This is a genomic window from Curtobacterium sp. ODYSSEY 48 V2, from assembly GCF_023712625.1.
Lineage (GTDB): Bacteria > Actinomycetota > Actinomycetes > Actinomycetales > Microbacteriaceae > Curtobacterium.
Map to the genome: position 1 here is coordinate 148,544 of NZ_JAMAXX010000004.1, position 12,059 is coordinate 160,602.

At 70.1% G+C, this 12,059-nt stretch carries 10 protein-coding genes; 7 read left to right on the forward strand and 3 right to left on the reverse strand.

What is annotated here, in order from left to right:
- Positions 1-407 precede the first annotated feature (407 nt).
- A complete protein-coding gene (locus M3666_RS07710) occupies positions 408-983 on the reverse strand; it encodes a DUF3043 domain-containing protein (RefSeq protein WP_066653782.1) in 576 nt (191 codons plus the stop codon).
- A 51-nt stretch (positions 984-1,034) separates the two neighbouring features.
- On the opposite strand from M3666_RS07710, the gene M3666_RS07715 reads away from it, so the two are divergent.
- The 6 genes from M3666_RS07715 (at position 1,035) to M3666_RS07740 (ending at position 7,963) form a co-directional block, all read left to right on the forward strand.
- Complete coding sequence (locus M3666_RS07715; RefSeq protein WP_066653791.1) at positions 1,035-2,480, forward strand: dipeptidase; 1,446 nt, start codon at positions 1,035-1,037, stop codon at positions 2,478-2,480.
- Positions 2,481-2,663: 183 nt separating this feature from the next.
- Positions 2,664-3,038, forward strand: coding sequence for an iron-sulfur cluster assembly accessory protein (locus M3666_RS07720; RefSeq protein ID WP_066653793.1), 375 nt, complete (start codon positions 2,664-2,666; stop codon positions 3,036-3,038).
- 291 nt (positions 3,039-3,329) lie between these two features.
- Positions 3,330-4,232, forward strand: coding sequence for a cytochrome c oxidase subunit II (gene coxB, locus M3666_RS07725; RefSeq protein WP_066653795.1), 903 nt, complete (start codon positions 3,330-3,332; stop codon positions 4,230-4,232).
- Positions 4,233-4,243: 11 nt separating this feature from the next.
- Complete coding sequence (gene ctaD, locus M3666_RS07730; protein WP_066653797.1) at positions 4,244-5,980, forward strand: cytochrome c oxidase subunit I; 1,737 nt, start codon at positions 4,244-4,246, stop codon at positions 5,978-5,980.
- A gap of 4 nt (positions 5,981-5,984) precedes the next feature.
- A complete protein-coding gene (locus M3666_RS07735; protein WP_066653799.1) occupies positions 5,985-6,401 on the forward strand; it encodes a cytochrome c oxidase subunit 4 in 417 nt (138 codons plus the stop codon).
- 188 nt (positions 6,402-6,589) lie between these two features.
- The gene (locus tag M3666_RS07740) at positions 6,590-7,963 is read left to right on the forward strand and encodes a glucose-6-phosphate dehydrogenase (RefSeq protein ID WP_066653802.1); all 1,374 of its coding nucleotides are present in this window, start codon (positions 6,590-6,592) and stop codon (positions 7,961-7,963) included.
- A gap of 248 nt (positions 7,964-8,211) precedes the next feature.
- Here M3666_RS07740 and M3666_RS07745 read toward each other — a convergent pair whose 3' ends face one another.
- Together M3666_RS07745 and M3666_RS07750 are read right to left on the reverse strand one after the other, a co-directional pair.
- Positions 8,212-10,098 (reverse strand): glycoside hydrolase family 15 protein, encoded by a 1,887-nt coding sequence (locus M3666_RS07745; protein ID WP_251154943.1) that lies wholly within the window; start codon positions 10,096-10,098, stop codon positions 8,212-8,214.
- Between the two features lie 88 nt (positions 10,099-10,186).
- Positions 10,187-11,251 carry an App1 family protein gene (locus M3666_RS07750; protein ID WP_066653808.1) on the reverse strand — a complete coding sequence of 355 codons (1,065 nt, stop codon included), beginning with the start codon at positions 11,249-11,251 and terminating at the stop codon, positions 10,187-10,189.
- 152 nt (positions 11,252-11,403) lie between these two features.
- Here M3666_RS07750 and M3666_RS07755 point away from each other — a divergent pair, with 152 nt between their 5' ends.
- Entirely contained in the window at positions 11,404-12,051 is a 648-nt protein-coding gene (locus tag M3666_RS07755; protein WP_066653809.1) for a TetR/AcrR family transcriptional regulator, read from the forward strand.
- Positions 12,052-12,059 lie beyond the last annotated feature (8 nt).

A 12,059-nucleotide genomic window follows, 5' to 3' on the forward strand; every position in this document is an offset into this window, starting at 1 on the left:
ACCGCAGGACCGGGACCGGGACCGGGACCGCCGAGAGCCGGAGCGACCGGGAGACCGCCGGACCGGGACCGCCGAGCGTCGGAGCGACCGGGAGACCGCAGGACCGGGACCAGGACCGGGACCGCCGAGCGTCGGAGCGACCGGAGCACCGCGGGATCGGGACCCCGGGACCGGGACCCCGGAGCACCGGAAGGCCAGCCGTCCGGAGGGCACCGAGCCGACCGAGCAGGACACGCCGCTCGCGTTCGGCGTTCGGGCGTGATCCGTCGGCGCGCGACGCCGACCGAGACGGATCTGGCCCGGTCGACGAACACCGTCAGGCACCGCGCGACCCCGGAACACCCCGGAGCAACCCGGAACGACGAAGCGCCGCCCGGCTCGGCCGGACGGCGCTCGTGGCAGTGCGCCTACAGCGAGGGGTACTCCCCGCGGCGCACCTGCGGCTTCGGCAGGCGCAGGAAGCGGAGCTGCCACGCCCGCGTCAGGATGTAGAAGAACGTCCCGCGCTGCATGTCGCCGAACTTCGCGGTGATCTTCTTGCGCAGCGACAGCCACAGCACGATGCAGTCGAGGACGAACAGTGCGACGAACGCCCACACCAGCAGGAGCGAGTACGACGCCAGGACGGTCTGCGCTGCGGCGAACCCGACGATGAGGAACAGCACGAGCACGGGCATCATGACCTCGCCCACGTTCCAGCGCGCGTCGATCCAGTCGCGGACGAACTTGCGCTGCTCGCCCTTGTCCTTCACCGGGAGGTAGCGTTCCTCGCCGTTCGCCATGCCGACACGGGCCTTCTCGCGCTCCGTGTTGAGCCGCGCGCGAGCGGCCTTCTTGTCCTGCGGGCTGTTGCCGACGAGCGGGCGACGGTTGGCTGCCTCGCGCTCACGACGCGACGGCGTCGGACGACCCTTGCCGGACTCGAGGAGTTCTTCCTCCGACGGGTTGACGGTCGTGTTGGTCTTGGGGGCTGCCTTCGCCACGGTGCGTTCCTGACTGCGGTTGCGTGCTGGATCTCCTCTAGATTACGGGACATGACCGACACCGACCAGCACAGCCCCGCGACCGACCCCGCGCTCCTCGACGCCCTCCGCGAACACGTGCAGGGAGGCCTGCCGACGACGATCGCCGACCTGTCCGCGCTGGTCCGGCTGCCGTCGGTGTCCTGGTCGGCGTTCGACCCGGCGCACGTGCAGGCGAGTGCCGAGGCGGTCGCGGACCTGGCCCGGTCGACGGGGGTCTTCGCCGACGACGCCGTCCGCATCGTCCGTTCCGCGGTCGAGGGGGAGACCGCTGGCGCGGAGGAGGCCGGCCGCGAGCTCGGGCAGCCCGCCGTCCTGGCGGTGCGTCCTGCGCGGAACGGGAAGCCGACCGTCATGCTCTACGCGCACCACGACGTGCAGCCACAGGGCGACGACGCCCTGTGGGAGACCCCGCCCTTCGAGCCGACCCTCCGCGGCGACCGCCTGTACGGTCGCGGCGCCTCGGACGACAAGGCCGGCGTGATGACCCACGTCGCCTCGCTCCGCGCGCTGCACGCGCAGTTCGGCGACGACCTCGACCTCGGTGTCGTGCTCTTCGTCGAGGGCGAGGAGGAGTTCGGCTCCCGCTCGTTCCGCACCTTCCTCAGCGAGCAGAAGGAGCACCTGGCGGCCGACGTCATCGTCGTGGCCGACAGCGACAACTGGTCGGTCGACGTCCCGTCGATCACCGTCTCGCTCCGCGGCAACGTGACGTTCCGCGCGACGCTGACGACCCTCGAGCACGCGAGCCACAGCGGCATGTTCGGCGGTGCGGCGCCGGACGCGATGATCCCCATGGTCCGGCTGCTCGCCTCGCTGCACGACGATGACGGCTCGGTCGCCGTCGAGGGGCTCACCGCGTACGACGCCGACGTGCCCGAGCGCTCCGAGGCCGAGCTCGCCACCGACGCGGCACTGCTCGCGGGCGTCCGGCCGGTGGGGACGGGCCCGGTGCTGTCCCGGATGTGGTTCCAGCCGTCGATCACCGTGACGGGCATGGACGTGCCGAGCGTGGCGAACGCGTCGAACACCCTGCTGCCGACCGTCGCCGCCCGCGTCTCGGTCCGCGTGGCCCCCGGACAGTCGGCGACCGACGCGTACGCGGCCGTCGAACGCCACCTCCGCGCCCACGTGCCGTTCGGCGCGAAGCTCGACGTCACCGAGGTGGACACCGGCGACGGCTTCCTCGTGGACACCGCCGGCTGGGCGGTGCAGGAGGCCCGCACGGCCATGCACGAGGGCTGGGGCGCGCCCGCCGTCGAGCAGGGCATCGGCGGATCCATCCCGTTCGTCTCCGACCTGGCCGCCGAGTTCCCGGAGGCGCAGATCCTGGTGACGGGTGTCGAGGACCCCGACACCCGGGCGCACAGCCCGAACGAGTCGCAGCACCTCGGGGTCCTGCACCGCGCGATCGCATCGGAGACGATCCTGCTGGCGCGCCTGGCGACGCGCGCCTGACGCGTCCCCACCGCTGGTGGGGACCGGGGGAGTGCCGGACGGGAGGCCCGTGGCGACGCCGCCACGGGCCTCCCGTCCGTCGTCCGGCCCCGCCCTGTGGACGGACGGCCCGTCCTGTCGGCTCGCGTGCTTACAATCGACCTCAGGCGCGGTGACCGACACCGCCCGGAGGGAGACGCGCGGATGAGCGACACCATCACCGACAACGCACCGGCGACGGACGCACGTGCCCACGGGGTCGCGCTCAGCGACGCTGCGGCGGCGAAGGTGGCGAGCCTGCTGGAGCAGGAGGGGCGCGACGATCTCCGCCTGCGCCTCGCGGTCCAGCCCGGTGGCTGCTCGGGCCTGATCTACCAGCTGTACTTCGACGAGCGCCTGCTCGACGGGGACGCCACGACCGAGTTCGGCAGCGGTGTCGAGGTCGTCGTCGACAAGATGAGCGTCCCGTACCTCGACGGCGCCACCATCGACTTCGAGGACACCATCCAGAAGCAGGGCTTCACCATCGACAACCCCAACGCGCAGGGCAGCTGCGCGTGCGGCGACAGCTTCCACTGACGCCACGGCGGGCGGTTGTCCGCCGACCGAACCGACACGCGAGCGGGGAGTGACCGATCTGGTCGCTCCCCGTTCGTCGTCCCCCGCGCTGCCCGAGCCCGCCCGACCGGGGGAAAGCGGTGCGCCGGGGTCGACGATGCCGCGCCGGACCGCGCCCGGTGTGCGCGAGACGTCACCGGCTGCGAGTAAGCTAGGAGTGTTCCAATCAAGCTGGGAACCAGCAATGAGCGGCCTCCGTGCTCGGCACGGTCGCACCGCCGGTGCCTCAGCAACGTCTTCCGAGAGGTAACAGTGCGTTCGAATCGCCGTATACGTTGGGCGGCCGTCCCGGTGGCCGTCGGTCTGGTCATCGCACTGGCTGGCTGCACGCAGCAGCAGATGAACGGATGGCTCCCCGGCACGGAGGAGACGAAGGACGTCACGAACCACACGAGCCGCATCGTCGGCCTGTGGACCACCAGCTGGATCGTCCTGCTCGCGGTGGGTCTCATCGTGTGGGGCCTGATCATCTGGGCGGCGATCGTCTACCGCCGTCGCAAGGGCCAGACCGGCCTGCCGGTGCAGATGCGGTACAACATGCCGCTCGAGATCTTCTACACGATCGTGCCGCTCATCCTCGTGCTCGGCTTCTTCGCGTTCACCGCGAAGGACCAGTCCGCGATCGAGAAGCCCTTCGACGACCCGGACGCCACGATCCACGTGTACGGCAAGCGCTGGGCCTGGGACTTCAACTACATCGACAAGGACAACCCGAAGGACAGCGTCTACTACCAGGGCATCCAGGCCCAGGAAGAGGAGAACGGCGACGGCGCGATCGACGAGTCGCAGCTCCCGACGCTGTACCTGCCGGTCGGCAAGAAGGTCGAGATCGAGCTCTCCTCGCGCGACGTCGACCACTCCTTCTGGGTCATCGACTTCCTGTACAAGAAGGACATGCTCCCGGGCAAGACCAACTACGAGTACTTCATCCCGCAGAAGGAAGGCACGTACCAGGGCAAGTGCGCCGAGCTCTGCGGTGAGTACCACTCCCTGATGCTCTTCCAGGTGAAGGTCGTCTCCGACTCCGAGTACCAGCAGTACCTCGACACGCTGCGCGAGCAGGGCAAGGTCGGTCTGCTCGGCAACGAGTACGACACCAACACGAACGAACCGAACAACCAGGCGCCGGTCGAGGCGTCGAGCGAGAACAAGTAGGGGTCCGTCAGATGACAACGTCACTCGTCGGCCAGCCGACAGCGCCGACGACGCCGGACTTCCAGGCGTCCAAGGTCGGTCGGAAGGGCAACATCATCGTCCGGTGGATCACCTCCACCGACCACAAGACCATCGGGTACATGTACCTGATCGCCTCGTTCGTCTTCTTCCTGCTCGCGGGCGTCATGGCGCTCGTGATCCGTGCGCAGCTCTTCGAGCCCGGCCTGCACGTGGTGGAGACGAAGGAGCAGTACAACCAGCTCTTCACGATGCACGGCACGATCATGCTGCTGATGTTCGCGACGCCGCTCTTCTCGGGCTTCGCGAACGCGATCATGCCGCTGCAGATCGGTGCGCCGGACGTCGCGTTCCCGCGTCTGAACGGATTCGCCTTCTGGCTCTACCTCTTCGGATCGCTCATCGCGGTCGGCGGCTTCCTCACCCCGCAGGGTGCCGCGTCCTTCGGCTGGTTCGCCTACGCGCCACTGAGTGACACGACGTTCACACCGGGTCTCGGTGGGACGCTCTGGGTCTTCGGCCTCGGCATGACCGGCTTCTCGACGATCCTCGGCGCGGTGAACTTCATCACGACGATCATCACGATGCGCGCCCCGGGCATGACGATGTTCCGCATGTCGATCTTCACGTGGAACACCCTCGTGACCTCGCTGCTCGTGCTGATGGCCTTCCCGGTGCTCGCCGCCGCGCTGTTCGGCCTCGGTCTCGACCGCGTGTTCGACGCGCAGATCTACAACCCGGCCAACGGCGGTGCCCTGCTCTGGCAGCACCTCTTCTGGTTCTTCGGCCACCCCGAGGTGTACATCATCGCGCTGCCGTTCTTCGGCATCGTCTCCGAGGTCTTCCCGGTCTTCAGCCGCAAGCCGATCTTCGGCTACAAGACCCTCGTGTACGCGACCATCTCCATCGCGGCCCTCTCGGTCACGGTGTGGGCGCACCACATGTACGTCACCGGTGGCGTCCTGCTCCCGTGGTTCTCGCTCATGACGATGCTCATCGCGGTCCCGACCGGCGTGAAGATCTTCAACTGGGTCGGCACGATGTGGCGCGGTTCGGTCACGTTCGAGACCCCCCTGCTGTGGGCCGTCGGCTTCCTCATCACCTTCACGTTCGGTGGTCTCACCGGCGTGATCCTGGCGTCGCCGCCGCTCGACTTCCACGTGTCCGACTCGTACTTCGTCGTCGCGCACTTCCACTACGTGGTCTTCGGCACCGTCGTGTTCGCGATGTTCTCCGGCTTCTACTTCTGGTGGCCGAAGTGGACGGGTCGCATGCTCAACGAGCGCCTCGGCAAGATCCACTTCTGGCTGCTGTTCATCGGCTTCCACACGACGTTCCTCATCCAGCACTGGCTGGGCGTCATCGGCATGCCGCGTCGTTACGCGACCTACCTGCCGAACGACGGGTTCACCTGGATGAACCAGCTGTCGACGATCGGCTCGATGATCCTCGCGATCTCGTTCCTGCCGTTCATCTTCAACGTCTACGTGACCGCACGGAACGCCCCGAAGGTGGCCGTGAACGACCCGTGGGGCTACGGCCGCTCGCTCGAGTGGGCGACCAGCTGCCCGCCGCCGCGCCACAACTTCACGTCGATCCCGCGGATCCGTTCCGAGTCCCCGGCGTTCGACCTGAACCACCCGGAGGCCGGTGTGCCGATCGGTGTGGGTCCGGCGAAGGACGCTCCGGACGCCCCGACCTACGACGCCGCGAAGGGCGAGGTGAAGTAACGCCATGCGCGCCAACACCAACCTGTTCTGGATCCTGTTCGTCTTCTTCGTCCTCGCGGACGCGGCGTACACCATCTGGGCGCTCATCTACTACGGGCGGCCCGAGTGGGTCGGCACCGTGGCGATCGGCCTCACCGGGATCATGTCCGCGTTCATCGCGTTCTACCTCGGGAAGGTCATGTCCTCGCAGGGCGGTGTCCTCCCCGAGGACCGCCCCGACGCGAACATCGAGGACGGCGACGCCGAACTCGGGCACTTCAGCCCGTGGTCGTGGTGGCCGATCCTGCTCGCCGGTTCGACCGCGATCTGCTTCCTCGGTCTCGCGGCCGGCCTCTGGATCGTGCCGATCGGGCTCGCGCTCGTGACGGTCACGCTCGTCGGCTGGGTCTACGAGTACTACCGCGGCAACTTCGGACACTGATCCGATCCACCTGACACCTCGGGCGGCACCACATCCGGTGCCGCCCGTGGTGCGTCCGGGGCCCGTACCCCACCCGGCCCGAGCTCTCGGCCCGGAGCGGGTATCCCGGAAGTCACAGGGAATCAACCGGCCCGCGCGCGGCTTGACCCGTGCGGACCCCGCAACCACAGCGAAAGGACTCACCTCCGGTGACCGACAAGCGCACCCTCATCATCTTCGGCGCGACGGGCGACCTCGCCTCCCGCCTGCTGCTCCCGGGACTCGGCACGTTCCTGCAGAGCGGTCGAGCGGTCCCCGTCCAGCTGATCGGCACGGGCCGCAGCGCCCGCAGCGCGGAGCAGTGGAAGGACGTCGTCACGAAGTCCTTCGCGTCGCAGGACGTCAAGGGTCCCGAGGTCGACGCGACCCTCGAGTCCACGACCTTCATCCAGGGCGACCCGACCGACCCCGAGCACCTCAAGGCGCTGCTCGACGCGGCCGAGGCCGAGCCCATCCTCTACTTCGCGCTCCCGCCGCAGATCGCCTCGGACATCTGCGAGGCGCTGCAGGGCGTCGAGCTCCCCGAGGGCACGACCCTCGCGTTCGAGAAGCCCTTCGGCACCGACGTCGCCAGCGCCGAGGCCCTCAACAAGACCGTGCTCGAGCTCGTCCCCGAGGAGCGCGTGCACCGCACGGACCACTTCCTCGGTCGCACCACGGTCCTCAACATCATCGGTCTGCGCTTCGCGAACCGCCTGTTCGAGCCGATCTGGAACGCGGACAACATCGAGAAGGTCGACGTCTTCTACGACGAGACCCTCGGGCTCGAGAACCGGGCGCAGTACTACGACGAGGCCGGCGCCCTGGTCGACATGATCCAGTCGCACCTGCTGCAGATCCTCGGCCTGGTCACGATGGACGCCCCGTCCGCGATCGACGCGGTCGAGTTCCGGTCGTCCCTCGCGCGTGTCCTCCGGTCGACCCGCCTCAAGGGCGACGACGCGAAGATCGCCTCGCGCCGCGCCGTCTACACGGCCGGCACCATCGACGGCAAGGAGCTGCCGTCGTACCAGGACGAGGACGGCGTGGACAAGTCGCGCGGTACCGAGACCCTCGCCGAGATCCAGGTCGAGGTCGACACCGCGCGCTGGAAGGGCGTCCCCTTCACCCTCCGCTCCGGCAAGGCGCTCGGCGCCAGCCGCAAGGAGGTCCTCATCACCTTCAAGCCCGTGACGCGCCTGCCCTCCGGCCTGTCCGGTCGACCGAAGGCGGACACGCTGCGCATCGTCCTCAACCCGGACGAGATCGAGCTGAGCGTGTCGGCGAACGGCGGCGGCAACCCGTTCGAGATGGGGCAGGTCACCCTGTCCTCGTCGTTCGACGACGGCGAGCTCACCCCCTACGGCGAGGTGCTCAACGGCATCTTCCACGACGACCCGCTGCTCTCGATCCGCGGCGACGTCGCGGAGCGGTGCTGGGAGATCGTCGAGCCGGTCGTGGACGCCTGGAAGTCGGGCGACGTGCCGCTCGAGGAGTACCGCGCGGGCTCGCGCGGTCCCGCGGACTGGGAGTCGTCGTCCTGACCGACGCCGTCTCCTGACGGAGCCACCTGACGGACGGGAGGCGCGGTGCCGGCTGGCACCGTGCCTCCCGTCCGTTCGTCTGCCCGTTCCTCCCCGGAACGCGCGACGTGCCGTGCGGAACCGGGCGTACCTGCCGGATCAGCAGGACCAGGTACGCGCGGATGGACCAGGTACGCCCGGATGGACCAGGAGCGCCCGGAACGACCAGGTGCGCCCAGCACGACGCGGCGCGTCGCGCCGCCGGCCGGTCAGGACGGGGCGCCGGCCCGCCGCCCACCGCCGGTCGACGACCGCGTCCCGCCGTCGTGCACGGCGAGCCGCGTCCGGTGGCCCGACGTGGTTCCGCGTGCACGGGCGATCGCGTCGGCCGCGGACACGAGCGTCAGGTGCGACAGCACCTGCGGCGTGTTGCCGATGTGGTGACCGGTCGCCACGTCGATCTCCTCGGAGAGCATGCCGACGTCGTTCGCGTAACCGACCAGGACGTCCATCAGCCGCTCGGCGTCGGCGATGCGCCCGGAGGCGGCGTACTGCTCGACGAGCCAGAACGAGCACGCCAGGAACGGGTGCTCGGAGCCGGACAGCCCGTCGAAGCCCGCGGTGGTCCGGTACCGCAGGACCAGGCCGTGCTCGCCGACGCGGAGGTCCTGCTCGATCGCTGCGACCGTCCCCGTCATGCGCGGGTCGTCGGCGTGCAGGTACCCGATCTGCGGCAGGACGAGCAGACTCGCGTCGACCTCGTCGGTGTCGTAGTGCTGCCGGTAGCTGCCGCGTTCGGCGTTCCAGCCGTGCTCCTCGATCTCCGCGCGGACCTCGTCGCGCAGGCTGCGCCACCGGTCGACGGGGCCCTCGAGGCCGAACTCCTCGACGGCCGCCACCCCGCGGTCGAAGGCGGCCCAGATCATCGCCCGGGAGTGCGTGAAGTGCCGCCGCGGTCCGCGCATCTCCCAGATGCCGTTGTCCGGGTGCTGCCAGTGCTCCTCGACGTAGCCGAGCAGGGCACGCTGCAGGGCCCACGAGTCCGCGTTCTCCTCGACACCGAGCTCGCGCGCGTCGTGCAGGGCGGCCAGCACCTCGCCGAAGACGTCCCCCTGGTACTGGGTCGACGCGCCGTTGCCGAGCCGGACCGGCGTCGAGTCGAGGTAGCCGGGGAGCTCGTCGAGCGTGCGCTCGGGCAGTTCGCGTTCGCCGGCGATGCCGTACATGATCTGCACGTCGGCAGGGTCACCCGCGATCGCACGGAGCAGCCACCCGCGCCAGTGCATCGCCTCGTCCCGGTAGCCGTGGGCGATGAGCGACGCGAGCGCCAGGGACGCGTCGCGGAGCCAGACGTACCGGTAGTCCCAGTTGCGTTCGCCACCCGGGTCCTCCGGGAGGCTCGTGGTCGCGGCCGCCACGACGCCGCCGGTCTGGCCGTGGGTCATCGCACGGAGCAGCAGCAGGGACCGTCGGCTCGCCTCGGCGTAGGGGCCCTCGGTGTGCGCGGTCGCCATCCAGTCGCGCCACCAGCGCTCCGTCGCCTGCAGTGCGGCGTCGACGTCGAGCGGCTCCGGCGGCTCGCGGTGCGACGGGTACCAGGTGAGCACGGTGTCGACGACGTCGCCGTCGTGCACCGTGACGGTGTGCGTGTGCCGGTGGTCGTCGGCCCGGAAGCGCACGCCACGGACCACCACCGAGCCCGGGCCGGCGGTCGCGAGGAGCGCCGGGTCCTCGTCACCGCCGATCTGCCGGACCCAGGGGAGCGCTCGGGCGTAGTCGAACCGGATGCGGAGCGTCTGCTCGACCTCGACCGAGCCCTGCAGGCCGCGGACCCGTCGGATGATCGCCGCGCGGTGGGCGCCGATCGGCATGAGGTCGGTGACCTCGACGACGCCGGTCGACGTCGTCCACACGGTGGAGAGCACGAGCGTGTCCGGGTGGTGGTGCCGGGTGCTCGTGGCGTCCGGGTCCGTCGGGCAGAGCGACCAGTGCCCGTGGTCCTCGGTCCCGAGCAGTGAGGCGAAGGTCGACGGGCTGTCGAAGCGCGGCAGGCACGCCCAGTCGATCGTCCCGTCGCGGCCGACGAGTGCGGCCGTGTGGGTGTCCCCGATGAGGGCGTGGTCCTCGATGCGGTTCGGCGGGGTGACGGTGCTCATGGCTCGATCCTGGCACCGGCGACCGCCGTGCGGCCCGGCAGCGCTGAAGGTGTGCACAGCGCAGCCGACGGAGCTGCCGGTGCAGGGATCAGAGCGGGGCTGACGGGTCGGCGTCGACGAGGCCCACGCGAGCGAGCTCCGACCACATGCCGGCACCGTCCGGGGCGTACACCCACGGTGCGGACCCGGCGCGCGTCCGTTCCTGCGCGCGCGACCGACCACCGGCCAGGACCGCCTCGCTCGTGGACAGCTGCCGGACGGCGACACCGGCGACGTTCTCGGGGTGCTCCCGGGCGAACTCGCCGTAGAGCGTCTCGTCGTGCTGCCCGTCGTCGCCGACCAGGAGCCACTGCACGTCCGGGAAGTCGCTCGCGAGTCGCCGGAGGTTCTGCTGCTTGTGCAGCTGGCCGCTCCGGAAGAAGCGGTCGTGGGTCGGCCCCCAGTCCGTCAGCAGGAGCGTGCCGGTCGGGTACATGTTCCGGGTCAGGAAGCGTTGCAGCGTCGGCGCCACGTTCCACGCCCCGGTCGAGAGGTACACGGTCGGAGCGCCGGGGTGCTGCGCGAGTACGCGTTCGTACAGCACGGACATGCCCGGGACCGGGCGACGGGCGTGCTCGGTCAGGACGAAGGAGTTCCACGCCGCGAGCATCGGGCGGGGGAGCGACGTCACCATCACCGTGTCGTCGATGTCGGACAGCAGACCGAAGCGCGTGTCCGGGTCCACGATGAAGACGTCGGCCTCGACGTCGCGCATCCCACCGGCCGAAAGGCGCACCGTCTGCCATCCGGGTTCGAGGTCGATCGGGACCTTCACGTCGACCACGCCGCCACGGTCGGACTGCACCACGTGGGTCGTGCCGCCGGCCGTCACGGTGACCTCGGCGTCGTCGACGGCGACACTCGTGAAGCTCCGCCAGCCACGCACGCCGTAGTAGGAGGCGTCGGACGCCAGGCCGCGTCGCGTCAGCAGGACACGGCAGAGCACGCGGATCCAGCCCGGTGCGCCGTAGCCCGTGTAGGGGATCACGGTCGGCACGAGCCCGCGACGCCGGGCCCGGTGCTCGCGGAACTCCTGGACGGCGTCCTCGATCCGAGCGGCCCGGTGGAGGATCGGTTCGGCCAACGACGGCTCGTGGGGCGTCGGGTCGGGCATGGCCCCATCCTCCCACGCGCGGGACCCCGGCGGCGGGCGGTGGACGACCACGACGGGGTGAGTCGCAGCGATGATCCAGCCGGTCTGTGCGAGAGTCCTTCCCGTCACATCCCACATGACCGCGCTCCGCCGGGAGCGCAAGAGGAGAACACGTGCTCGTCACCGAGGTATCGAACGCACTGCCGGGGGGATCATCACTGCTCAGGAACGAGCCGGTCCAAGCCCGCAGTTCGGCGCGCCTCGCGGGACTCCTCGACGCCGCGGCTGCCGTGATCGACGAGATCGGGTTCGAGCGACTGACCACCGCGATGGTGGCCGAGCGCGCGGGGGCGTCGATCGGCACGGTCTACCGGTACTTCCCGGACCGCATCGCCGTGGTCGAGGCGCTGGCGATCCGGAGCACCCAGCGGCTCGCCGAGCGCTTCCTCACCGCCCTCGACGAGAGCGACGCCACGACCTGGCAGGACGCGCACGACGCGCTCATCGACGCGACCGTCGAGATGTACCGCGCGGAGCCGGGCTTCCGCGCGATCCGCTTCGGTGACCCCGCGGACACCGGCACCGGTGACGCGGAGGACCGCATGGCTGCGCTGGGGGCAGCCGTCGCGCAGGTCCTGCACGACCGCTTCGGCTACCCGCTGGGCGAGCGTGCGGAGCGCGCCTGGGTCGTCCTGGCCGAGTCCGCGCACGCCGTGATCGCCCGGGCGCTCCGCGACCGGACCGCTCCCGACACCGCGCTCATCGAGGAGTACCGCACGATGAGCCGGGCGCACCTCGAGGCGGTCGCCGCAGCCGCCTGAACCGCGAT